Source organism: Streptomyces sp. CMB-StM0423, assembly GCF_002847285.1.
GTDB lineage: Bacteria > Actinomycetota > Actinomycetes > Streptomycetales > Streptomycetaceae > Streptomyces.
Genome location: NZ_CP025407.1, coordinates 2461134 through 2485965, shown reverse-complemented (window position 1 = coordinate 2485965; position 24832 = coordinate 2461134). Strand labels below are relative to the sequence as shown.

At 70.3% G+C, this 24832-nt stretch carries 16 protein-coding genes; 1 reads left to right on the top strand and 15 read right to left on the bottom strand.

Annotated features, from left to right (window positions below):
- Nucleotides 1-52: 52 nt before the first annotated feature.
- The 14 genes from CXR04_RS10475 to ispH all read right to left on the bottom strand — a co-directional run bounded on the left by CXR04_RS10475 (nt 53) and on the right by ispH (nt 22315).
- Nucleotides 53-712 carry an undecaprenyl diphosphate synthase family protein gene (locus tag CXR04_RS10475; protein WP_234380157.1) on the bottom strand — a complete coding sequence of 220 codons (660 nt, stop codon included), beginning with the start codon at nt 710-712 and terminating at the stop codon, nt 53-55.
- 92 nt (nt 713-804) lie between these two features.
- Nucleotides 805-2355 (bottom strand): DUF6851 domain-containing protein, encoded by a 1551-nt coding sequence (locus CXR04_RS10470; RefSeq protein WP_199850435.1) that lies wholly within the window; start codon nt 2353-2355, stop codon nt 805-807.
- A gap of 148 nt (nt 2356-2503) precedes the next feature.
- Nucleotides 2504-4042 (bottom strand): MFS transporter, encoded by a 1539-nt coding sequence (locus CXR04_RS10465; RefSeq protein ID WP_234380156.1) that lies wholly within the window; start codon nt 4040-4042, stop codon nt 2504-2506.
- A gap of 263 nt (nt 4043-4305) precedes the next feature.
- Nucleotides 4306-5883 (bottom strand): DUF6851 domain-containing protein, encoded by a 1578-nt coding sequence (locus CXR04_RS10460; protein ID WP_199850434.1) that lies wholly within the window; start codon nt 5881-5883, stop codon nt 4306-4308.
- 146 nt (nt 5884-6029) lie between these two features.
- Nucleotides 6030-6947 (bottom strand): aromatic prenyltransferase, encoded by a 918-nt coding sequence (locus tag CXR04_RS10455; RefSeq protein ID WP_101421570.1) that lies wholly within the window; start codon nt 6945-6947, stop codon nt 6030-6032.
- Nucleotides 6948-7292: 345 nt separating this feature from the next.
- Nucleotides 7293-8366 (bottom strand): methyltransferase, encoded by a 1074-nt coding sequence (locus CXR04_RS10450; protein ID WP_234380154.1) that lies wholly within the window; start codon nt 8364-8366, stop codon nt 7293-7295.
- A gap of 45 nt (nt 8367-8411) precedes the next feature.
- Nucleotides 8412-8984: an isopentenyl-diphosphate Delta-isomerase gene (gene idi / locus CXR04_RS10445; RefSeq protein WP_234380153.1), complete on the bottom strand. Its 573-nt coding sequence runs from the start codon at nt 8982-8984 to the stop codon at nt 8412-8414.
- A gap of 87 nt (nt 8985-9071) precedes the next feature.
- On the bottom strand, nt 9072-10088 hold the full coding sequence (locus CXR04_RS10440) for a type III polyketide synthase (protein WP_101426301.1): 1017 nt from the start codon (nt 10086-10088) through the stop codon (nt 9072-9074).
- 416 nt (nt 10089-10504) lie between these two features.
- Complete coding sequence (locus CXR04_RS10435; RefSeq protein WP_101421567.1) at nt 10505-10690, bottom strand: helix-turn-helix domain-containing protein; 186 nt, start codon at nt 10688-10690, stop codon at nt 10505-10507.
- Complete coding sequence (locus CXR04_RS10430; RefSeq protein WP_234380152.1) at nt 10687-11160, bottom strand: hypothetical protein; 474 nt, start codon at nt 11158-11160, stop codon at nt 10687-10689. The genes CXR04_RS10435 and CXR04_RS10430 overlap by 4 nt, the downstream gene beginning before the upstream one ends.
- Nucleotides 11161-11734: 574 nt before the next feature.
- Nucleotides 11735-17233 carry an ATP-binding protein gene (locus CXR04_RS10425; RefSeq protein WP_101421566.1) on the bottom strand — a complete coding sequence of 1833 codons (5499 nt, stop codon included), beginning with the start codon at nt 17231-17233 and terminating at the stop codon, nt 11735-11737.
- Between the two features lie 115 nt (nt 17234-17348).
- On the bottom strand, nt 17349-18899 hold the full coding sequence (locus CXR04_RS10420; RefSeq protein WP_234380151.1) for a class I adenylate-forming enzyme family protein: 1551 nt from the start codon (nt 18897-18899) through the stop codon (nt 17349-17351).
- Between the two features lie 141 nt (nt 18900-19040).
- Nucleotides 19041-20189 (bottom strand): flavodoxin-dependent (E)-4-hydroxy-3-methylbut-2-enyl-diphosphate synthase, encoded by a 1149-nt coding sequence (gene ispG / locus CXR04_RS10415; protein ID WP_101426299.1) that lies wholly within the window; start codon nt 20187-20189, stop codon nt 19041-19043.
- Nucleotides 20190-20284: 95 nt separating this feature from the next.
- Nucleotides 20285-22315: a 4-hydroxy-3-methylbut-2-enyl diphosphate reductase gene (ispH, locus tag CXR04_RS35725; RefSeq protein ID WP_101421564.1), complete on the bottom strand. Its 2031-nt coding sequence runs from the start codon at nt 22313-22315 to the stop codon at nt 20285-20287.
- Between the two features lie 462 nt (nt 22316-22777).
- Between ispH and CXR04_RS10405 the strand changes: the two genes are divergently transcribed.
- Nucleotides 22778-23695, top strand: a complete 918-nt coding sequence (locus CXR04_RS10405; RefSeq protein WP_101421563.1) for an aromatic prenyltransferase — start codon at nt 22778-22780, stop codon at nt 23693-23695.
- A 71-nt stretch (nt 23696-23766) separates the two neighbouring features.
- On the opposite strand, the gene CXR04_RS10400 is transcribed toward CXR04_RS10405, so the two are convergent.
- The gene (locus tag CXR04_RS10400; RefSeq protein WP_101421562.1) at nt 23767-24666 is read right to left on the bottom strand and encodes a sigma-70 family RNA polymerase sigma factor; all 900 of its coding nucleotides are present in this window, start codon (nt 24664-24666) and stop codon (nt 23767-23769) included.
- Nucleotides 24667-24832 lie beyond the last annotated feature (166 nt).

The window sequence follows — 24832 nt, the reverse complement described above, 5'->3', positions numbered from 1 at the left end:
CGCCTGGGAGACCGGAGTCGGCCGTTGTTCGCCCGAGTCGTGCGGTGGTGCGCTATGCCGGGTAGTTCCCGTAGCGCCGTTCCCGCGCCCGCAGGTCGGTCAGCGCGGTGTCGAAGTCGGCTCGCGTCATGTCCGGGAACAGGACCGGGGAGAAGTGCAGTTCGGCATACGGGGACATCAGCGGGAAGAAGGACGACATCCGGATCGCCCCGCCGGTGCGGATGAGGAAGTCGACCTGCTTCGGGACGTAGGCGTTCTCGGCCAGGATCTCCTCGGTCAGCTCCGGGACCTTGCCATTGAGCCTGTTGAAGAGCTGGATGACCTCCTCGGTGAGGGACATGCCCATGATGTAGTGGAGCGTGAAGCCCGCCTCCCTGTTGGACTCGTCCCGCAGGTTCTCCAGCTCGGTGAGGTACTTCTTGGGCACCAGGTCGAGCGACCCGGAGAAGTCGAACCGGCAGTTGTCGTGCGTGCGCCGGGCCACGTCGTTGAACGCGACCAGGAACGTCGTCACCGCGGGCTCGGGGCGGCTGAAGTTCGCGGCCGAGGAGGTGGTGATGTACAGGGTGGTGATGCCGTCTTCCCTCGCCCAGTCCATGAACTCGACGAGCTTGTCCGCCATCGCCTTGTAGCCGTCGTCGAGCGACACGCCGTTCGCCTTGGACCAGCGGCGCATTCCGTCCGGCAGCAGCATCAGGTTGGTCACTGTCATCCCCTTTGGTGTGCGTGGTCAGATGTGTCGGAGGGTTGTGCGCACGCGGGAGCGTGAATTGGCCGGAGGAGGTCCGGCGCAACCTGCTGCGATCAGTCCTCGGCCTCGCCCGAGACGTGCCGCTGCACGAACTCGTGGGCGAGGTCGCCGAACTGCTTGCCGAACTCCACGGACCTCTCGGCCGTCTTCGTGAAGTTCACGCCGGCCCACACCCGGCTCAGGGCGGCGTCCCGGACGAAGGTGGTCCAGGTGCCGTAGTTCAGCTCGACGTCACGGGCCGGGACCAGCCCGGGCTCCGTCAGCGTCGAGCCGGCTTTGAAGGTGTACGTCCACTTGAGGACGTCGTCACCGAGGAAGCGCCGCGCCCCCTGCGCCATGGCGGCGCAGAGCGCGGTGGAGCCGGACGGGTACTCGGGGTGGTCGTTCACGGGCAGGTAGCCCGCCCACTCGTCGGCGCGGAGGTCGACCGTCCCCTTGCCCGGACCGCCCCAGGCGCGCACCTTCTGCCTGCCGTACACGTGCCGGACCGCGCTGAACGGCCGGACGGCGTCGTACGCGTGCTTCAGGTGCCAGGAGGCGATCAGGTTGTCGAGCTGGGCCACCGAGCTCGTCATGTAGAGGTGCACCCAGCCGTCCAGGTCCAGGTCGTGGGCGACCGCCGCGGCCCTCGTCGCCAGCAGGATGCCCTGGTAGTTGTTGCTGAAGAACTCCGCCTTCGCCTTCTGCTCGTCGGTCAGCGCGGCGGAGGCGCCGAGGATCTCGTCGACGGCGCGCTTGTAGCGGCCCGGTGCGGTGTGGTCGCTGTGGTCGGGCGGCGCCAGCTCGAACCGGCCGGGGTCCCGGAAGGTGTGGCCCTGGACCAGCCGGAGCTGCGGGGTGGCGAAGTGCTGGACGGTGAAGATGCCCTTGTCGCCCGGGCCGCCGCCGACGCGGCGGCGGTGCGGGGTCCTGGCCGGCTGCCACCTCGACGGGTTGACCAGCTTGTAGGCGGTGTTCACCGGTTCGTAGCCGGTGTAGTCCTCGAAGGGCTGGCGGTGGTACTTCCGGTTCTCGTCCCCGAGGAAGTTCATGCCGTCCTGCCGCCGGGCCGCGACGGCGGCCTTGCCGGCCAGATTGCCGATGCCCGCCGGGGTCGCCGGGTCCTCCGACTCGTCGTCGGGGTCGAGACCGATCGCCTCCAGCAGCCCGCGCAGAATGTAGCCCCGCTCCGGGTAGGCGACGCTCACCACCTGGTACGTGGCGTACAGCCCGGCGATGTTCTTGTTCCTGTTGGTCTCGGACTCGCCGGCGGGGCGGCGGGGGAGCCGGGTGCGCACGCCGACGGCGGTCGGGTGGTAGGGCGCGAGCGCGTCGAACCAGGCGGTCTGCATGACGTCCTGGATCCAGAAGATGAGGGTGACGTCCGCGGGGCCGAGGTCCTGCGTCTCCCCGCTGGAGTCGCCCGCCACGGTGAGCAGGTCCCGGACGAAGTTGCCCTTGTCGAGGTCGAAGGCGGGCGGCGGCTCCGCCGCCGGTCCTGGCTCGGCGGCGGCCGTACCCGCGTGGCCCAGGGTGGCCAGCGCCGCGGCCGAGCCGCTGCCGAGCAGCAGCGACCTGCGCCGTGGGGAGAAGCCGGGGACGGAGGAGCTTCCGGACGTCGTCATCATCGGTTCCTTATCGACTGTGCGCCGCTGGAGAGGACAGGTCGGCCGGCGGACGTTCCCGGCCCAAGCGAAAGCGGCCGGCGATACCCGGGTCACCCCGGCATCACCAGCCGCTTGAGCTGCAGTCTGGGCGCAGTGCGCCTCAGGATTACGCGGTCTTCGTCTCCTCGGACAGCTCTTCCGGCTTCCCGTCCGCCTTCTCCTCCGCGGGCCCCTCCGCGGGCGTGGGCAGCGGGCCGCCGCGCAGCATCAGACCGGCGACGACCGCGCCGATCACGAAGAGAGCGGTGCACCACCAGAACACCGTGGTGTAGCCGTCGATCGCCGCGAGGTCGAGCTGGCTCTGCGACGGCTGCCCCTGCACGTTGCTCTCCAGCCAGTTGCCGGTGGCGGTGGCGGCGATGGTGTTGAGCAGCGCCGTGCCGACCGCGCCGCCGAGCTGCTGGCCGGTGTTGACGCACGCCGAGGCGATCCCCGCGTCCCTGGGCTCTACGCCCGAGGTGCCGGTGCGCAGCGCCGCGGCGTAGATGAAGCCCATGCCGAGGCCGACCACCATGAGCGGGCCGAGCAGGTGGGTCACGTAGCCCGAGTCCACGCCGATCACGGTCAGCCAGGCCATGCCGAGCGCGCTGAGCACCAGACCGAAGGTGACCAGCGGCCGGGGGCCGTACTTCGGCATCAGCCTGATGGCGCCGGCGCTCGCGCCCACGGTCGTGCACACGACCATCGGCAGCAGCGCGACGCCCGAGGTGATCGCCGAGTAGTCGAGGTTGGTCTGCATGTAGTAGATCAGGAACAGCATCACGCCGAACATGCCGGTCCCGACGAGCAGCACCGTGAAGTACGCGCCGCCGCGGTTGCGGTCGAGCAGGATCCTGGGCGGCAGCAGCGCGTTGGTCGCGCGCGTCTGCGAGAACGCGAAGACGAGGAGCAGCGCGCCGCCGAGCACGAGGACGCCCCACGTCGAGGTCGTGCCCCAGCCCTCGTCGGCGGCGTTGGCGAAGCCGTAGACCAGGCAGAACATGCCGCCCGAGGCCAGCACCACGCCCGGCACGTCCAGCTTGGCCCCGGTCTTGGGCTCCCGCTGCATCAGCATGACGCTGCCGGCGAAGGCGACGACGGCGAAGACGAGGTTGACGTACATGCACCAGCGCCAGTTCAGCGCCGAGACCAGCGCGCCGCCGAGGATCAGGCCCAGGCCCGCACCGCTGGCCGCGACCGCGCTGTAGATGCCGAACGCCTTGGCCTTCTCCTTCGGGTCGTGGAAGGTGGTGGCCAGCAGCGCCAGACAGGCGGGCGCCAGCATCGAGGCGAAGGCGCCCTGGCAGGCGCGGGCCGTCACCAGCATCTCGAAGTTGGTCGCGGCCCCGCCGACGGCGGAGGCGCCGGCGAAGCCGGTCAGCCCGATGAGGAAGCTTTCCTTACGCCCGATGATGTCGGACAGCCGCCCGCTGAAGAGCAGCAGGCTGCCGAACGGCAGCGCGTACGCGGTCACGATCCACTGCCGGTCGGAGTTGGAGAACTCCAGCGCTTCCTGCGCCGACGGCAGGGCGAGGTTCATCACGGTCATATCGAGGCCGACCATGAGATAGGCGGTGCAGATGACGCCGAGGATGAGCCACCGCCGGGGATCTCCGAGCGCTTCCGAGCCCGGCCCGCCCGCTGGGGCTGCGCTCCGTGATTCCATGATCATCTCCTGGTGTGCCATCGGTCGTACCTGAGGGGGGGTCACACATAGGACGGGCACGGCGGGGCGGCGCGTGACATGACGATCGATCGGAACCGGCCAGACTCGCGGAATTCCAGCGGCAGTTGGCGTGATCCCGGCGTCCCTGCCGCGGCGGCCTCCCGGCGCCGCACGCCGTCGCGCGTACCGGGAGGCCGGCTGCATACCGAGGTGCGGCGGCAGGCCGCGGGTCCGGGGAAAAGGTGCCTGCCGCCGCGGTGGGCTCAGTCCCCGACCTCACCCTTGATGTGCTTCTGCACGAACTCGTGCGCCATGTCGCCGAACTGCTCCCCGAAGGCGATGGACGTCTCGATGGTCTTGCTGAAATGCACCCCGCCCCACACGCGGCTGGCGCCGCACTTCTGCGTGAAGTCGGTCCAGGTGGGGAAGTGCAGTTCGACGTCCTTGGCGGGGACGACGCCGGGCTCCGTCCGCCCGGAGCCGGCCGGGAAGGTGAACTTCCAGTCCAGCTCGTCGGAGCCGAAGTAGCGCCGCGCGCACTGGGACGCCGCGGAGCAGAGCGTCGTGGAGCCCGACGGGTACTCCGGGTGGTCGCCCACCGGCAGGTAGCTGAACCACTCCTCGGCGGGCATGTCGTCGACGGTGCCCATGCCGACGCCGCCCCAGGACTTCACCTTCTTCTTGGCGTACACGTGCTTGATCACGGTGACCGGCCGGGCGGCGTCGTACTTGACCTTCTGGTTCCAGACGGCGATCAGCGGGTCGAAGGTCGCCAGCAGGTGCTCCAGGATGAAGTGCGCCCAGCCCTGCACGCCCAGCTCGCCGTTCTGGTCGTGCTTGCGCGCGATGACCAGCGCCGAGTGGCCGATGCCCCAGATCTTGTTGTCCATGACCTCGACGATGGCCTTCTGCTCGTCGGTGAGCGCGGCCGACGCCTCCAGGATCTCGTCCGCGGAGCGCTTGAAGTCCCGGGGCCGGGTGTGGTCGACGTGCTTGGGCGGCGGGACGGTGAAGTCGCGCGGGTCGTCGAAGATGTGCGGCTTGACCATCCGGATGTGCGGGGTGACGAAGTGCTGGGCCACCCAGATGCCCAGGTCGCCGGGGCCGCCGCCGACGCGGCGGCCGTTGTGGGCCTGGAGCTGCGGCTGCCAGCGCGAGGGGTTGACCACGTCGAAGGCGGTGTTGACGGGCCGGTAGCCGGTGTAGTCGGCCCACGGCCTCGGGTTGTACTTGCGGCCGCCCTCGTAGCCGAGGAAGTTCATGCCGTCGTTCTTGCGGGCCTCGAAGACGGACTTGCCGGCGATGTTGCCGATGCCGACCGGGTTGGCCGGGTCCATCGAGTCGTCGTCGGGGTCCAGGCCGATGCTCGTCAGCAGGTCCCGCATCGGCTGGACCCGGCTCGGGATCACCCGCTTGACCAACTGGAACTGGGAGTAGATACAGGAGATGTTCATGTTCCGGTTGGTGGCGGACTCGCTCGACGGGCGGCGGGGAATCCGGGAGTGCACACCGACCGCGGTCTCGTGGTAGGGCGCCACGGCGTCGAACCACCCGAGACCCGTCAGGTGGTTGATCCAGAGGAACACCGTCACGTCCATCGGGCCGAAGATCGCAGAGGAAGGCGAGACCCCGGCGCCGTTGTCCTCGGGCTGGAACCACTCGATGTAGTTGTCCTTGTCAAGGTCGAACTCGGCCTGGGCCCTGGCCACCTTGCTGCTCTCGGCGGCGGCGGCGATGCCGGTGTGACCCAGGGGGAACAGCGCCGCGGCGGAGGCACCGCCGATGAGCAGCGACCTGCGCCGCGGGGAGAAGCCTGAGACAGGAGAGTGTCCGGTCGTCATGTGCCGTCCTTGTCCTTGAGAGGGGGATTCCTTGCATGGCAGAAGGCACGGTCCGTCGGGACGGACCGTGCCTTCTGAGATCGAGGGCCGGCTCAGCCAGTCGTGCGCATCATCGGAGAACGGGGGCGGGTCAGGTCCCCGGGTGTTCATCCGTGTTGCTTGTGCGTCTCCATCAGCCGGACCGGTTCGTACCCGGCGGAAAGCTGGTAGTACGCACAGACGTCGATGAATTCCCCGTCGGGGAACCATTTGACGCCGAAGAGGTTCAGACGCTCACCGGAATACGCGTACGGGGCGTTCGTCGCGAACCGCGCGATGTGCGGCTCTATGGGCGCCGGCACCGCCGCCGGATCCAGGCCGCGGCCCGGCGGCGGGGCGAATGCGACCCGTACGATCCGCGAGGAATCCCAGCGGAAGGTGATGTTGGCCCGCATCGACCTGCTGGCGAATTCCAGCATGCCTTCGTCCGCGTCGTGCAGCCCGAGTTCGCGCAGCATGGCGCGGAGCGCGCTCGGCTCCGGACGTCCGTCCGGGGTGAACTGGAAGTACAGGTTCATCGTCTGCCGGTGGTAGTCGACCCCGACCATCGCGACCTCGTCGAGGCCGTAGCGGGCGAAGAGGCCGGCGTTGTCGGCCACGGCGTGCGACACCGACGGGACCTCGGCCAGCTTCGCCACCGGCTGCAGGTCCTGCGGGAAGTGCGCGTAGAACTTCTTGAAGCCGCCGGTGACGCCGCAGTCGACGAAGTGCTCCCTGATGGTCCAGCGCCCCTGCAGATCGGACAGCAGGGAGTGGACGGGGTGCTCCGTGGGTTCGACGAAGCCGTGCGCCACCGCGTGGGGGTACGGGTCACCCAGTCCCGGAGAGGCGGTGAAGCTGTAGTCGAGTTCTCCCGCGTGCCGCCCGCCGGTCTGCAGACTGAGGACCAGCAGGGCGTCCCCGATCGACTCGCCGAATGTGCTCAGCAGGGGCCAGACCTTGTCCCGGGAACAGGCCACACCCACTAATTGAGCCGACTCTTCGATGGCCGAGTAAACTCTCTCGAGCTCGACAGCTCCGGACATGATGCGTGCGTCCTCCAGTGTGAAGGTGAGCGCTGGTATATGCAGTGAATCCGGGCGGGCGGACCGGGAGTTGTGGAAAGAAACCACTCCCGGTCGAACGCCGGGGAAACCGTGGGCGGGAAACCCGGCACCGCAGGTGCGGAGACGCGTCAACGCCACGAAGGGCGGACTCCGGCGGTGCAATCCTATGTATAGGTTCTTCGCCCCTGGTCGTCAAGGCCCCGGCGGGCCGACGCCACCCGGACGCGGCGGCACCGGTCCGTGCCCTGCCACGATGCCCGGCAGAACCCGGACCGGCACCCGGTGCCCGCGCCGGGATCGGCGACCCGGGCCGGCACCGGTCGGTCACCGGACCTTCGTGGCGCAGAGGAGGGCCGGCACCGGGATGACGTCCTTCGGCAGCTCGGCGGCGTCCTTGGTGACCGCCTTGGTCACCGTGAACCCGCACTCCTCCAGCCAGCTCCGGTAGACCGACAGCTTCTGCGGGCCGCCCTGGCCCATGGTGCAGCCGATGAAGAAGGCCGGGAAGAAGTCGACGTTGTAGTTGTCGGTGTCCTTGAGGTTCTCGGGGTACACCGGGACCAGCACGTTGACCTGCCCGCCGACCGGCAGCGACCGGTTGACGCCGGTCAGGATGCGGACCACGTCGTCCTTGTCGAACATGTCCAGGAAGTGCTTGATGAGGACGACGTCGAAGCCCTGCGGGATCTCCTCGAAGACGTTGCCGCCGATGAACGAGCAGTGGTCCGCCACGCCGTGCGCGCGGAAGTTCTCCAGCGCCTCCTCCTCCTTCTCCGGCAGGTCGAACGTCGTCACCCGGAGCCCGGGGGACGCCTTCGCCTCGTAGGCGTGGATCGCCCCGAGACCGGTGTTCCCGGCGAGGTCGAGCACCTGCGCGCCCGCCGCGATGTCGACGTTCCCGAAGAACCAGGGGTCGATGTTCGCGGTGACGTTGTCCATCAACGTCCCCCAGGACTCGCGGAGATCCTTGTGCTCGGCCACGGCGTCGTACATCGTGCCCTCGGTGACGCCGTAGAACTCCTTGAGGCCGACGAGAGTGCCGGTCCGCGCGCTCTCGGTGAGGTGGAAGAGCTGCCTGAGCGCGACCACCTTGATCATGTTCATGTAGGTGAGCGCACGCTTCAGGTCGCGCTCGGGCACCTCGCCTAGCGCGTCGAGGGTGTACGTGCCGGACGCCTCGTCGCGCGCGACGAAGCCCTCCTTGATCAGCAGGAACAGAAGCTGCTCCACGGCGTCCGCCTTGGTGCCCACCGCGTCGCCGAGGTCGGCCGCGGTCATGCCGGGCTTGTCGCGGAGCGCGTCGATGATGCCGAGCTCGAAACAGGACAGCAGGGTCATGAACCGGGTGGGGCCCACCATGTAGTCGCGGATGCGCGCGAGTGTGGCTCCTTGTGTCATTTCTCTGGCTCCCTTTGAGTTGGTCGTCTCCCGCGGCTGGCGGCCCTACGTCGTCGCGAGGCCCGCCGCCTGCGGCAGCCGGTCGGCGGCGTTGGTGGCCACCGCGAGCACGCCGCCCAGCCAGGGCGAGTAGTGGTCCGGGTGGGCGGCCAGGTCCGCCCGCAGTTCCTCCGGTGCGACCCAGCGGACGTCGGCCACCTCCGCCGGGTCGGGCTTCAGCGACACGTCCGCCGGGACCAGCCCGACCACGACGTGGTCGTACTCGTGCTCGACCCGGCCGGTGTGCGGGTCCTCGGCCCGGTAGAGGTACACGCCGGCTTCCTGGAGCGGCACCCCGGGCAGCCCGATCTCCTCGATCAGCCGCTCGCCGGCGGCCTCGAACAGCGCCTGCCCCGGCGCCGGGTGGCCGCAGCAGGCATTGGCCCAGCGCAGCGCGAACCGGGTCTTCACCGCGGCCCGCTGCTGGAGCAGGATGCGGCCCTGCTCGTCCAGCAGCATCACCGAGTACGCCCGGTGCAACCGGCCCGGCGCCGTGTGTGCCTCGGCGACCCGGAGGGAGCCGAGTGCGGTGCCGCCCGCGTCCACCAGCTCCACCAGTTGCGATTCCCGAGTAAGCATGACGAAGTCTCCCGCCTCCCGTGTGGATGAATGGGGCATGCCGGCGCCGTTGCCGCGCATGCCGGAGGTGTACGTGCCGCGGTGGGCTCAGTCCGCGTCGTCCGGGGTGTCCCGGCTCCATCTGCCCAGCGCCATCTCGGCGGTGATGCCGGGGCCGAAGCCCGCGATCACGCCCGTGGCGTTCGCCTGCGGCGTCTCCTCCTCGATCAGCCGGCGCAGGGCGTCGAGGACGACGGCGCTGGCGATGTTGCCGCGCTCGGTGAGCGTGGCCCAACTGTGCCGGAACATCTCGCGGTCGACGTCGAGGAACCGGGCGAGGTCGTCCAGGATCCGCGGGCCGCCGGCGTGGATGATGTAGAAGTCGAGCTTGCCGATGTCCCAGTCGTGGTCGGTGGCGAAGTCCCGCAGTACCGGGGCGAGCGGCTCCATGGTGCCGGGGACCCGGCGGTCGAGCTGGAAGTGGAAGCCGGTGTCGCGGACGGCGTAGGAGATCCAGTCCTCGGTGTCCGGGATGAGGTACGAGCCGTTGCGTTCCAGGTCGACGCCGGTGCCGCCGTCGCCGCGGACGACGGCGGCGGCGACCGCGTCGCCGAACAGCCCGTCGGACAGCAGGGAGCCGATGTCGTCGTCGCCCGGCTGGTAGCACAGGGAGCACAGTTCGCACGAGACGATCAGGACGTTGCTGCCGGGGTGGGCCAGGCAGAAGTCGTGGGCCCGGTTGATCGCCGCCCCGCCGGCCGCGCAGCCGAGCTGGGCGATGGGGAGCTGGCGGGTGTCGGTGCGCAGCCCCATGGTGTTGATCAGCCAGGCGGTGAGCGACGGCATCAGGAACCCGGTGCACGACACGTAGACGATCGCGTCGATGTCGCGTGCCGCGACCTCCGCGTTGGCCAGCGCCTCCTCGATGACCCGCGGGCAGCGCTTCTTGGATTCGACTTCGTAGACGCGGTTGCGTTCTTCGAAGCCGGGATGCCCGAGGGTCTTTTCGATGGGCTGGACGATGTGCCGTTTCCGTACGCCGGTATTACGGATCAGCCGCAGTGCCAGGGGAAGCTGCGACTTCCCGCCGTGGACGCGCTGGGCGAACTCCAGCGTCTCTTCCATGGTGATGACATATTCCGGCACGTGCACCGACGGCTTACAGAGCCTGGGCATAGGTACCTTCTGTCGTAGAGATCAGACGGCCGGCAGCCGAATCGCGCGCAGGGTTCCCCTGCCACGCAAAACCGCAGCGGACGTGATCCGCTGCGGTCGGGATGTCGTGCGAGATTGGGCACGCCCGCGAAGGGCGGACTCGGAGCGACAAGTATATTTATAGATTCTTCGCCGGTCGGCCGTCAAGCCCCCGCCGTCGCCGGGGTAGTTGGTCATGCGTGTGACGTGCCACAAGTCACCCACGGTCACGAACCGGAGCGGGGATCGCGTCCCTGACCCACCGCGTATGCGTACGTGTGCGGTGCGCCGGTGCAGCCGGTTCCTATCCGGCCGTTGCGTCGGCGTACGGTGCTGTGGCCCGGCGTTCATTCCGGCTGCATCTCGTCCAGCGTGGCCGTCACGTCGTCGGGGTGGTAATAGACCCGGCCGATTTGCTTGTATCGGCGCCAGCGGTGCATGTGGGCGTAGCGGTAGACCGTGCCCTTGGGTATCCGCCAGATGCTGGCGATGTCGTTTGCCGTCAGACCGGTGCTCGCGAGTTGGTACTTCATCCGACCTCTCTTTGCGTGCGCATCCGGCGGGCGAGTCTGCTCCACCAGGTGACCGGCCAGGTGTGGGCGGCGGAAGCCGTACAGACGATCTCGGAGGGCATCGTGTCGCCATGGGTGCGGATCAGGGCGACGAGGGTGCCCTCGCAGCCGACGTCGGGACAGTCGCCCAGGTGGACGCGCCGCAGGCTGCCGGGGTCGGCGACCTTGCGCGCTCTCCGGGAGAGTTCCTGGATCTCCTCCGCGATGTCGCCCGCCGCCGGGTGGTGGGCGAGCCACTCGACATGCCGGCACAGGAAGCGCGCGAGCGCCGGGACGTCTCTGGCCGGGGAGTTCAGCCGGCGCTCCTCGGCGACGAGTCCCGACCAGGACGCCAATACCGTACGAATGGCGGCGCGCACCTCGGCGGCGGCGGGATTCATCGTGCCGGTCGCGGAACTCTTCCTGGCGACCTTCCGGATGACCCGGACCATTTCGGGACGCGGACTTCCGGTGCAGTCGGAATACAGTGCGGGAAGGTTGAGCAGATTGCTCTCCAGCCGGCCCCGGCAGGATGTGCAGAGGCTTTTTCCGTCACCGGTCCTTCCGCTGTTTTTCGCGGAGCTTCCGTTGAGCGCACTTCTGCAGGACGGGACTCGACATGGTTCGTGCCTTGTGAACATTTCCCCTCCGTGAGTATTCGCGGAGCGCCGGCGGTGTCACCCTCGGACGGCTTGGGGGTCGCGAACCCGCCGTGCGAAAAACAGTCTGCAAGACGACTGATTCACGTCAAGGGAAGGTCTGGTTCGTAGCTAGATCCTGTCAGTTTGGTGGGCTTCCCGGCTCCCGGCATGGGCGCGGGGTTCGTCCGGCAAACGGCTCCCACCAGGGCGTCCGTCCCTCGCTACGGCATCTTCCGGAAGATGATGTTCGGGCGGCGCGATCCGGTTGCCGATATCGGTAAAACACCGGATGTGCCGGTGGTTGACGTCCCGAAACGGGCGAACGAATATCCGATTCCTGATGCCCGCGGAATTTTGACAAACGGGAGTGAATCGTCTTGGCAACTCACCCTGGCATGCCTTCTGCGAGCCCGCGTTCCACGGCCGCGATGAGCTGCGGCCGCAGTTCCTCGGGGCGGATGATCGCGTCCACGGAACCCACCTGCTGCGCGCGCCGGATCGAGTGCACGCCGTCGAACTCCGCGGCGACCTCGCCCAGTTTCTCCGCGCGCACCGCCGCCCACACGCTCTCCAGCCGCCCGGCGAGCTGCGCCCGCTCCCTGCCCGAGGCCGCGGAGAGACGGGTCTCCAGGTCGGTCACCCGGGCGTCCGCGGCGGTACGGGCGTCGACGTCGGCGGCGAAGACCACCGCGGCCGCCGGCGCGCCGCCGAGGACCGAGGCGTACGAACCGTCCACCGCCAGCACCGTCATGCCCCGGTTCAGCGCCTTGGAGAACACCACGAACGCGCCGCCGTGGTAGCGCGAGATCACGCAGAACACGATCGGGCCGCGGAAGTTGACGATCGCCCGGCCGATCTCGGCCCCGTACTCCAACTGCAGCTCGCGCATCGACTCCGGCGAGCCGTCGAACCCGGACAGGTTCGCCAGCACCACCAGCGGCCGGTTCCCGCTCGCCGCGTTCACCGCCCGGGCGACCTTCTTCGACGACCGCGGGAACAGCGTGCCCGCGGTGTACGCGTCCGGCCCGTCGGTGGGCGGGAAGCCGCGCCGCTGCACCGAACGCGACTCGATGCCCACCAGGCACACCGGCCGCCCGCCCAGGTGCACGTCCTGCACCACCGCGGTCTCCGCGTCCGCCATGTCGGCCCAGCGCTCCAGCACCGCGTGGTCCTGGTCGGTGACCGCGCGCATCACCGTGCGGATGTCGAACGGCTTCTTGCGGTCCGGGTTGGTCACGGGGGAGAAGATCTCCCCGACCGTGGTGAAGTCGCTGCCCTCGGCGGCGTGCGGGAAGTCGCTCACGTCCCGGTCGACCGGGTCGGCGGTGCGCGCCCGGCGCGGGCCGGCCTCGCCGGGCAGCACGTAGCTGTGGTCGTAGTACGACAGCAGCACGTCCCGCGCGGCCTTCAGGTCCGGCGCCCAGTACTGCGCCTGCCCGTTCGGGCCCATCACCCGGTCGTAGCCGCCGATGCCGAAGTTGTCCTCCGCGGAGACGCCGCCGGAGAAGTCGAGCGACCGCTTGCCGGTCAGCACCATCGCCGAGTCGGGGGTCATCACGAGCACGCCCCGGGTGTGCATCAGCATCGTGGCCTCGGCGTTCCAGTACGGCTGCGCGCCGACGTTGACGCCGGCGACGACGACGTTGACCTCGCCGCCGTCCTGCGTGAAGTGCACGATGCGGCGCAGCGCGCGGGCGATCCAGTCCATGTTCTCGGTGCCCGAGTCCATCGCGATCCGGGCACCCGCGGACAGCGCGTACCACTCGACGGGCACCCGCAGCCGCTCCGCCAGGTCGAGCGCCGCGACCACCCGCGCGCACTCCGCCTCGGAGAGCGCGCCCAGCGCCTTCACCGGGTCGCCGAGGAGCACGACGCGGGTGACGCCCTCCGGGTAGCGCTCGGTCGGCGTGGTGGCCACGCCGGCCACGATGCCGGCCTTGTTCAGGCCCTTCGCCCGCTGTACAGGGGCCAGCGCGCCGGAGTCGTCGAGGTCGTGCTCGGTGAACGTGCCGCCGGCGCCGGCGATCATGTCGAACAGCTCGTACGGGTAGACCGTGCCCCGGCGCCGCACCCGCAGCACCTTCTGGCCGTAGTCGTCGAGCGGCTGGAGCAGATCGGTGGGCGGTTCCGTGACGCTGAGGCGGACGCCTTCGGCCACGTCGTACGAGACCCGCACGGCGGCCGGCACCAGACCGCCGCGCCGGTCGCGCCGGCAGCCGAGGAGCAGCACCTCCTCCACGCCCAGGCCCCGGGTCGTCGGCAGGACGCGGCGGGCCACGTCGTTCAGCTCCGCGAGCGTCAGGTCGCTGGGCGGGCGGACGTTGATGAAGATGCGGTTGGTGTCCTGGCGTCTGCTCCCCGGCCGTCTGACCTGCTCCCTGCGGATCGCGTCCAGGCAGGCGCCGAGCGCCGCCTCGACCTCGGGCAGCGCGAGGATGCGGCCCTCGTCGTCCCGCAGCGGGGTCAGGTCGCGGACCTGGGCCATGGCGACCAGCCGCTCGTCCGCGGGGTTGCTCGGCGCGACGCAGCGCAGCAGGTAGACGTCCTCGTTGACGGACGGCAGCCGGGTGAGGTCGAAGTTCCGCAGCCGGCGCAGCAGCAGCCGCTGGCCGATGAGCGGGTGCATGCCGCGCATCAGCGTGTCCTCCACCGGTCCTTCGGGGGAGGGCAGGAAGGTGAAGTGCTGCGGCGCCGCGCCGTTGTGCCCGGCGACCGTCGTGGTGATCCGGTGCAGGCTGGCGGGCAGCGCCCCCGACAGCGCCGCGCGCAGCCCGGCGGCCATGTCGTCGGTCTCCGGGGGCCGGCCGGTCCAGGTGAGGTAGAACTCGGCGACGACGGCGGTCGAGTCGGGCTCCGCGGCGGCCACTTCCGCCACGGTCGCGGCGGCCCCGGCCAGATCGCCGAAGTCGGCGACGGTCACCAGCAGCCGGTGCGAGACGCCGTCGAGTTCGTAGCGGCCGGTGACGAACGGCCGGCCCGCGACCGTCTCGCAGCGCACGCCGGTCAGCCGGTGGTCGCGGTACGCGCGGCGGACGAGGACCTCCAGCAGCGGGTCCGCCTCGGCGTCCGGGCGGGCGATGCGCTCGCCCAGCAGTTGGATGAGCGATTCGGGGCTGGCGACCATGTCGGCGATCCGCCGGTCGCGGTCGGGCGCGTCCGGGTGCGCGTCGAGGTGGTGCAGGTGGTCGCGGATCCGGTTGTAGACCGTGGCGCGGGTGTGGCGCAGCAGCGGCTGCGCGTACCAGCGGAACACCAGGCTCCGTGCGAGCCCGCCGACCAGCGGGAAGCGCAACTGCGTCGCCCGGATCAGGCGTTCCAGGGCCTGGCTCACGACCTGGCGCAGCCCGTCGGGCGGCGGTGCCTCGGTGAGCCACTGCTGCAGCAGCGCGGTGATCACCGCGACGTCCGCGGTGGCGGCCTGCCGGGCGAGGAAGATGCGGAAGACCGCTTCCTCCAGCGCGGGCGTACGGTCGAGACCCTCGACGCCGTAGTGGCCCAGCACACGGGTCAGCCGGCTCTGGAACGTCTCGGAGAGCCCGGCGCGTTCGGCGTCGAGGCTCTGCAGGTACGTGTGGAAGAACTCGCGCGGGCTGCGCACCCAGGTCTCGGCCGCGGTCTCCTCGTGCTCCGGCTTGTTGCGGCTCAGCTCGGAGAGGTCGGCGAAGACCTCCAGCAGCCCGGCCTCCGCCGCCAGCGGGCGCTCCGGCAGCACGGCGCGCACGGCGAGGTAGCCGGCGAGGGCGTCGTCGGCCCCGGCCGGGTCGACGTCGAAGCCCAGGAGCCTGCTGCGCAGGTCCGCGAGGCCGCGACCGGCCCGCTGCTCCGCGCTCCGCCCGGCGGCCTCCGCGGGCAGGTCCAGGTCCGCGCCCGCGGCCACGGGCGCGGCGTCGACGTCGTCGAGCGGCTCCAGCCGCAGCAGCGGCGCACCGGTCTCGACCTGGCTGCCGACGGCGACCAGCGACTCCTTGAGCACCGCGCGGAACGGCGCGCGCAGCACCGTCTCCATCTTCATGCTCTCCAGTACGAGCACCGGGGCGCCCTCGTCGACCTCCTCCCCGGCGCCGAGCGGCGTCGCGACCACCAGCGCGGGGGCGGGGGAGCGGACCACGCCGCCCTCGTCGCGGCTGATCCGGTGCGTCACACCGTCGACCTCGACCAGGTGGACCGGCCCGTGCGCGCCGGTGACCAGCCGGAAGCGGTGGCCGTTCAGCCGGATCTGCCCGGTGTGCTCGTCGAACCGCTCCAGCACGGCGTCGACGGCCCGCACAGTGCCGTCGTCCGTGTCCGTGCCGGAGCGGAAACCGACGCGGTAGCGGCCGGGGCCGGTCTCGGCCACCGTGAGCCGGTACCCGGCGCCGCGCAGCGTGAGGTCGACCGGCCGGCCGCCCTCGTGGTGCACCTGCGGGCGACCGCCGCGCGCGGTGCCCAGCAGCCGCTGCAACTCGGCCTGCTTCCCGTCCTCGTACGCCTCGATCGCCGCGACGGCCAGCGCGACGCCGGAGTGCCGCGGCGACGCCAGCCCGCCTCCGGCCCGTACCCGGTCGATCCAGCCGGTGTCGGCCCCGGCGTCGATCACCGCGGGCTCGTCGAGCAGGTCGAGGATGAAGCTCTTGTTGGTGGTGCCGCCCTCGATGAGCACCGTGGTCTCGCGCATCGCGTGCCGCAGCCGGGACAGCGCCTCCGCGCGGTCCCGCCCGTACGCGATGACCTTGGCGATCATCGAGTCGAAGTCGGCGGGGATGGTGTCGCCCTGGCTGACGCCGGTGTCGACCCGGATGCCGGGGCCCGCGGGCAGGTCGAGCAGCGCGATACGGCCCGGGGCGGGCGCGAAGTCGCGGTCGGGGTCCTCGGCGTTGAGCCGGGCCTCGACGGCGTGCCCCAGCTCGGCCGGCCGGTCGCCGGTCAGCCGGCCGCCCGCGGCCACGTGGAGCTGCGCCTTGACGAGGTCCATGCCGGTGGTCGCCTCGGTGACCGGATGCTCCACCTGCAGCCGGGTGTTGACCTCCAGGAAGGCGAACATGCCGTCCTTCGGCTGGTACAGGAACTCCACCGTGGCCGCGCCGCGGTAGCCCACCGCGAGCGCCAGCCGCTCCGCCGACTCCTTCAGCCGCGCCACCTGCCCGGCCGCCAGCACCGGCGAGGCCGACTCCTCGACGATCTTCTGGTTCCGGCGCTGCACGGAGCAGTCCCGTACGCCCAGCGCCCACACGCCGCCCTGGCCGTCGGCGATCACCTGGACCTCGACGTGCCGTGCGTCGACCAGCAGCCGCTCCAGGAACAACGCGCCGTTGCCGAAGGCACGTTCCGCCTCCTGGCTGGTGCGCTGGAACGCGTCGGTCAGCTCGTCCGGCTCGTGTACGGCGCGTACGCCCCGGCCGCCGCCGCCCGCGGTCGCCTTGAGCATCAGCGGATAGCCGATCCGCTCGGCCTGGCGCAGCGCCGTGTCCAGATCCCCGACGGGGCCGCGGCTCCAGGGCGCGACCGGGACGCCGACCTCCTCGGCGAGGAGCTTGGCGCTGATCTTGTCGCCCAGCTTGTGCATCGCCTCGGGTCCCGGACCGATGAAGGTCACGCCGAGCTTCCCGCACAGCTCGGCGAAGGCGGGGTCCTCGGCGACGAAGCCCCAGCCCACCCAGGCGGCGTCGGCGCCGGACCCGACCAGGGCGCGCTCCAGCACGGCGAGGTCGAGATAGGGGCGGTCCGCCGCCTTGCCCAGGTCGTAAGCGAGGTCTGCCGCGCGTACGAATGTGGCCGTGGCGTCGGCGTCGGTGTAGAACGCCACGGTCTCGATCCGTGGCGCGCCCGTGGCGTTGAGCTCGCCTACGGCCTTGATGAGCCGCATCGCGGCCTCGCCACGGTTGATGATCGCCACACGGCTGAACACCGGTCGGACCTCCCAAGTTCACATACAGTCGGCGGGCGCGCCGGCGGCTGTTCCGCCCGGCGCGCCCGCTGCGTGTCGGGTCGGGGCCGGATCCGGCCCCGGGCCACGGGGTGGTTCAGGGTTGTTCTTGGAGTTTGTCGTGGAGGATGCGGGTGAGTTCGACGCGGCGGGTTTTGAGGGTGGCGGTGCGTGGGAGTTGGGCGAGGGGGATGTGGACGGGGTCTGTGAGTTGGGGGTAGTCGCGGGTGGCTTGGTGCCAGCGGTGGGGGTCGACTGGTTCGTCGTTGCGGGTGCAGATGATGGGGACGGGTGTGTTGCCGGGGCCTTGGACGATGGCGAGTTCGACGAGTTCGTCGAGGCGGTCCAGGACGGTGTCTTCGATTTCGAGGCTGGAGCCGATGCCGGGGATGGTGTCGATCTCGCGGTCGAGCATGTGGAGGCAGCCGGCGCGGGTGCGGTAGCCGATGTCGCCGGTGCGCCACCAGCCCTGGTGGACGTTCTCGTCGTAGCGGTCCTGTTCGCCGTGGTAGGTCTTGGCGATGCCGTCCCAGCGGACTTCGATGAACCCGGGGTTGTCCGGGGTGACCTGGCGGCCGTTCTGCGAGGTGACGCGTACCTTCGCGCTGCCGGGGAGGGCGAAGCCGACGCACCGCCCGTCCATCTCACGTGCGTGACGCCGGTAGTACGGGCGGCCGACCGCGGGGCCTACTTCGGACTGGCCGTAGATCTGGAAGAACTGGGGGGAGCGGCGGCGGGAGGCGTCCAGCAGGCGGCGGACGGTGCGGGGGTGGATGGCGTCGAAGGTGGAGGAGAAGTACTTCACCGACGCGAACGGCCGCCGCGGGTCGTGCACCAGCCCCTCCCACGCCAGGAACGAGTTCGGGAGGGCTTCGATGAGGCCGGGGCGGTTTTTGAGGAAGAAGGTGGCGACGGCTTCGGGGTCGTGGTTGTTGACCAGGAGCGTCGGCATGCCTTTGAACAGCACCAGTGCCATCGCGGCGAACAGGCGGGAGTGGACGAAGGGGATACTGATCGCGGCGGTCTCCCGCCGGGGCATCACCCCGAGCATGAACAACTGCGGCCGCAACCTGGTGCGCATCGTCCGCGCGGTGTGGACCACCAGCTTCGGCAGACCCGTCGTCCCCGAGGTATGCGTGATCATCGCCGGCTCGTCCAGCCCGGTGAACACCACCGCGACCCCCGGCGAACCCTCCAACTCGCCCAGCGCCGCCACCGTGATCACCGAAGCGGTCAGCTCATCGAGGTCCTCGCCCGCGAGGAGGCCGTGTTTCGCGGCGTCGGTCAGCAGGCGGGGGCGGCCCAGGCGCTGCATCAACGCCGCGACCGTAGGGGCGTCGAGGGCCGGGGAGAGCATCACCGGTATCGCACCGAGCCGCGCGACGGCGGTGCCCAGGATCCAGGAGTCGAAGTTCGGCCGCTTGTAGACGACCACATGCTCCCCCGCCCGCACCCCCGCCGCCGCAAGGCGGGCAGCGAGGTCGGAGACGTGGTAGGCGAGTTCGCTGACCGTGATACGCCGTCCCGCCTCGGGCAGCACATCCAGATCGTGATCCAAAGTCAGCAGCACCGACCCGTGCTTCGCAGCAGCACGCTGCGCGAGAACACCTATATACAAACCACGCTTGTGCACCGGACTCCCGCTCACCAGGCCACCACCTCAACCAGCCCCGAAACACCCGACTACGCCCACCCAGCATCCGCCATCCCACTTGGCCGCCAACACAACAGTGACTTGGCGCCCACTTGGCGATTCTTCAATTGCAATTCCACTGGGTGGGCGCAGGGTTCACGGAGTGATGACCTGAGGCGTACCGGCAGGCGTGTCTTCGTCCGCTTCCATTTCCTCGGCAATACGCATGGCTTCGTCGATAAGGGTTTCGACAATCTTGGATTCCGGCACCGTGGCGACGACCTTCCCCTTGACGAAGATCTGCCCCTTGCCGTTGCCCGAAGCCACGCCGAGGTCGGCGTCGCGGGCCTCGCCGGGACCGTTGACGACGCAGCCCATCACGGCGACGCGCAGCGGCACCTCCATGCCGTCGAGGCCGGCGGTCACCTCGTTGGCCAGCTTGTAGACGTCCACCTGCGCCCGGCCGCACGAGGGGCACGAGACGATCTCCAGACGGCGCTCCTTGAGCCCGAGGGACTCCAGGATCGCCGCGCCGACCTTGACCTCCTCGGCCGGCGGCGCCGACAGCGAGACCCGGATCGTGTCGCCGATGCCCTCGGCCAGCAGCGCGCCGAAGGCCACCGCGGACTTCACCGTGCCCTGGAACTCGGGCCCGGCCTCGGTCACGCCGAGGTGCAGCGGGTAGTCGCAGGCCGCGGCCAGCTTGCGGTACGCATTGATCATCACGACCGGGTCGTGGTGCTTCACGGAGATCTTGATGTCCCGGAAGCCGTGCTCCTCGAAGAGCGAGCACTCCCACAGCGCCGACTCCACCAGGGCGTCCGGCGTCGCGCTCCCGTACTTCTCCATCAGCCGCTTGTCCAGCGAGCCCGCGTTCACGCCGATGCGGATCGGCACCTGGGCGTCCGCGGCGGCCTTGGCGATCTCACCGACCTTGTCGTCGAACGCCTTGATGTTGCCCGGGTTCACGCGGACGGCGGCGCAGCCCGCGTCGATCGCCGCGAAGACGTACCGCGGCTGGAAGTGAATGTCGGCGATCACCGGGATCTGCGACTTGCGCGCGATCTCCGGCAGCGCGTCGGCGTCGTCGGCCGAGGGCACGGCGACCCGAACGATCTGGCAACCCGACGCCGTCAGCTCCGCGATCTGCTGGAGCGTCGCGTTCACGTCGGCCGTCACGGTCGTGCACATCGACTGCACGCTCACCGGCGCGTCGCCGCCGACGAGCACGGCTCGGTCGTCATGGCCCAGCCTGAGCTGCCGGCTCGTGCGCCGGGGAGACACCTGCTGGGGCACCTTGGGCATGCCGAGGTCCACCACGTCTGATCATCCTCTCGATTCTGTCGTGCTGGGCCGGCACCGGTGGCGGGCCCCTCGGGTTCGGTCTGCGGGGCGGGCGGTCAGCGGTCGCGGTACGCGACGTACTCCACCATCAGGTCCAGCCGCTCCCGCCAGCCGTCCGCCAGCGGCGCACCCTGGAGGGCCGTGCGGGCGGTCCCGACGAGCTGGTCGATGTGCTCCTCGACCTCCTGGCGTACGCCGGACGCGAGCATCGCGGCGCTGAGCGCCTCGGTGTCCCACGTGCGCTCCGCCACCAGCTCGGCCACCCGGGAGTCCTTGGTGGCGGCGAGGGCGAGCAGGAGGTTCATCTTGTGCTCGCTGACGTCGAGTCCGGCCGGCTTGCCGGTCGCCTCGGAGTCGCCGAAGGCGTCGAGCAGGTCGTCGCGGAGCTGGAACGCCTCGCCGGCGGCGACGCCGTACGCCTCGAACGTCTTCTGGAGGTCCTGCCGCCCGGCGAGGGACGCGCCGAGGGCGAGGGGGCGGTGGATGGTGTACCGGCCGGACTTGCAGACCGCGATCCAGCGGGCGAGGTCCGTGTCCGGCTTCGGCTCCGCGGCCAGCGCGATGTCGAGCTGCTGGCCCACCAGCATCTCGGTGCCCAGGTCGGTCCAGATCTCCATGGCCGGTCCGGTCAGCCCGGCGGCGAGCCGGGTGGCGTAGCCGTACGCGAGGGCGCCGGCCAGGATGCCGATCCCCTCGCCGTAGCGGCGGGGCTCGCCGGTCCAGCCCTTGTCCGCGTGGACGGCGGCGTGCTTGGCGTGCAGGGTCGGCGCGCCGCGGCGGGTGGGCGCGTTGTCGAGGATGTCGTCGTGCAGCAGCGCGGAGGCGTGCAGCAACTCCAGTGCCGCGGCGGCGCCGATGACCGCGTCCTCGGCGGCCGAGCCGTCGAGGGCACCGCCGGCCGCCAGGTATCCGCTCACGCAGAACGTGGGCCGCAGCCGCTTGCCGCCGGCCGCGATCAGCTCCGCGATGCCCTCGATGGGCAGCGCCGCGCGCGGGTCGACCGCCTGCCAGCGGGCGATCTCGGCGCTCAGCAGGTCCTCGATGCGCGCGACGGCGCGGCCGACCAGCTCCTCGGTGGCGTCGTCCGAGGGAAGGTCCTTGCCGGCGCCGGCGCCGTCCTTCTTCGGCAGTTCGAGCCCCGACGGCGGCCGGAACACGACGGTCTCCTTGGCGGTGACCTCGGTCTCGACGTCGGCGTACCCGAGGGTCGCGAGGCGCTCGATGACCTCCTCGACCAGCACCTCGGGCGCGCTCGCGCCGGAGCTGACGCCGACCGTGCTGACGCCCTCCAGCCAGGCGGGGTCGAGATGGTCCACGCTCGGCAGCAGCCGCGCCTCGGCGCCGGCGGCCTGCGCGACCTCCACCATCCGCACGGTGTTGCTGGAGTTGGCGGAACCGACGACGAGCACGAGTTCGCTGCGCCAGGCGATCGACTTCACCGCGGTCTGCCGGTTCTGGCTGGCGTAGCAGATGTCCTCGCTGCCCGCGCCGGCGATCTCGGGGAACCGCTCGCGCAGCACGGACACGATCTCCTCGGTGTCGTCCACCGAGAGCGTGGTCTGGGTGAGGAACGCGGCGCGCGTGCCCTCCGGCAGCTCCAGGTTCCTGGCCGCCTCCGCGTCCTCCACGATGATCGTACGGTCGGGGGCCTCCCCGTAGGTGCCCTCGATCTCCTCGTGGTCGGCGTGCCCGACGAGGAGCAGCGTCCGCTCGTCACGGGCGAACCGGCGCGCCTCCTGGTGCACCTTGGCCACGAGGGGGCAGGTCGCGTCGATGACCTGGAGGCTGCGCCGCGCCGCGTTGCCGCGCACCTCGGGGGAGACGCCGTGCGCGGAGAAGATGCACACCGCCCCGTCCGGCACCTCGGTCTCGGAGTCGACGAACCTGACGCCCCGCTCCTCCAGCCGGCGTACCACGTGTTCGTTGTGGACGATCTGCTTGCGTACGTACAGCGGTGCGCCGTGGATCTCGAGCGCACGCTCGACGATCTCAATGGCCCTGATCACTCCCGCGCAGAAGCCGCGCGGCTCTGCGAGAATGAGCTTCTTGCCGCCCGATTGCTTCTTGTTATCCACCGCGGTAGCCATATGGAAAAGACTGCGGAACCGCGGCTGTGAGCGTCAAGGATCATTGCGGGGCAACATATTGTCACGGGTATGCCAGGGTGCGTCTTGCCTGGTCAGCCGGGGTACTTGGCCTTACGGCGGGGCGGACGGGGGGCAACCGATTAAAGCATGGAAAGTCCCCGTAGAGTCGTGGCACGGGGTGCCTGCGAACGGCTTGGCCCGGACTGTGCCGCGAGTTGGCACCGACTTGACGGTGTGCCCCGCAATGCGTTGCCCCAGGCAGCCTCCTGATTCACCCGCGCGGGAGCCCCGGCCGCCCCGGCTGCGGAACCCCGGCAGCCGGGGTTCCGCCAAGTCGGCGCCAACCGGTTCCACAGTCAGGGCCAAGTCGGGTGCCGGACTCTGGACAGGTTGAGCTGATAGCTGCCCCAGCAATCTGACCTGACTTCGAGCGTCGACCCCCATCGACTTGCGGAGGATTCCATGTCCGGTGCTGCTGATGTCGAGCGTGTCTATTCAGCCATGGAGGAAGCGGCCCGCCTCCTCGACATCACGGTCTCCCGGGAAAAGGTCAGGCCCGCGCTGGAGGCGTACCACGAGGTGCTCGCGGACGCCGTGGTGGTCTTCTCCATGGCCAGCGGGCGGTACGCGACGGAGCTCGACTTCAGCGTCTCGGTGCCGGCGGAGGCCGGCGACCCGTACCGCGTCGCGCTGGCCAAGGGGTTGACCCCCCGCACCGGCCACCCTGTCGGCAGCCTGCTCGCCGACACCCAGGAACACTGCCCCGTCAGTATGTTCGCCTTCGACGGCGAGATCACCGGCGGGTTCAAGAAGACGTACGCGTTCTTCCCCACGAACGATCTGCCGAGCGCGTCGAAGCTGGCCGGGATCCCCTCCATGCCGGACAGCGTGAAGGAGAACGCCGGGCTGTTCGCGCGCTACGGCCTCGACAAGGTGCAGATGACGTCGATCGACTACAACAAGAAGACGGTCAACCTGTACTTCAGCGAGATGTCCCCCGACATCCTCGGCCCGGAGGCCGTCCGGTCGATGATCCGCGACATGGGTCTGACGGAGACCGGCGAGGTGGGACTGACGTTCGCGCGCCGCTCGTTCGCCGTCTACCCCACGCTGAACTGGGAGAGCGGCAGGATCGACCGGCTCTGCTTCGCAGTGATCAGCAGGGACCCCACGCTGACGCCCGCCGAGCGGGAAGAGGACCTGGCGAAGTTCTCGAAGTACGCGAACAACGCGCCGTACGCGTACGCGGGCGAGGCGCGCACCCTCGTCTACGGGCTCACGCTCACGCCCCGCGAGGAGTACTACAAGCTCGGCTCGTACTACCAGATCAGCGACACCCAGCGGAAGTTGCTCAAGGCGTTCGATTCGCTCAAGGACTAGACCGTCCGCTCGGCCGGAAGGGCCGGTGTCCCCGTCGCGGGAACACCGGCCCTTCCGCCGTCCGTACGGCCCTAGATCGCGAGCGCGATGTCGACGTCCGCCAGCTCGGCCTCGATGCCGATGGCGGTGATCCGCCCGTCGTCGACGGTGAAGCGGAACGCGAGCCGCGGCCGGCCGCCCTTCGCCCAGACCAGCCCGGCCGTCCCGTCGATGAGCGCCGGCACCGGCGCCCAGGCGCGGCCGGCGAAGACGCGGGTCACGGCGTCGGCGCCGCGCAGCTCGGCGTCGACGCCCATCTGCACGGCGGTCGGGTCGGAGCGCAGCACGATGTCCGGGTCCAGCATCGACAGCAGCGCCTCGAAGTTGCCCTCGCGGGAGGCGGCGAGGAAGGCGTTGGCCAGATCGGACTTGCCCTTCTTGGGGCCGTCCGCGCCCTCGTCGTACACGCCGACGGCCGCGGTCCTGGCCAGCGGTGCGGCCCGCTGCACGCGGCGGCGGGCGCGGCTGGCCAACTGGCGGGCCGCGGCGGGGGAGCGGTCGACGATGGTCGCTATCTCCTCGAAGGGGACGGCGAACATGTCGTGCAGCACGAACGCCAGCCGCTCGGCGGGCGTGAGGGTGTCGAGCACCACCAGCAGCGCGACGCCGACGGAGTCGGCGAGGACCGCCTCCTCCTCCGGGTCGTCCGGTGCGGCCTCGTCGTGCGGCTCGCCGGCCTCGGTGGTGTCCACCAGGTCCTCGGGGCGTGACTTGCGGGACTGGAGCATGTTCAGCGAGACCCGGGCGACGATCGTCGTCAGCCAGCCGCTGAGGTTCTCCACCTCGTCGGTGCGCGAGCGGCTCAGCCGGATCCACGACTCCTGGACCGCGTCGTCGGCTTCCGCGGCAGAGCCGAGCATCCGGTACGAGAGCGCGCGCAAACGGGGGCGATCACTTTCGAACCGCTCGGCCAGCCAGTCGTGATCACTCATCTGGTCAAGTCCTCTCCCCGGATCCTGCCAAGTTGGTGACCGGCGGGATCCCGCCGATGTGACGGGCCTGGAACCGCCACCGGCCCGGTGTCGTGCCACGTCGCCGCCTCCCGTCCGTGCCGGTCGCGGCTGTCGGTGACAACAGCCGGCAACGAGCTTACTCCGT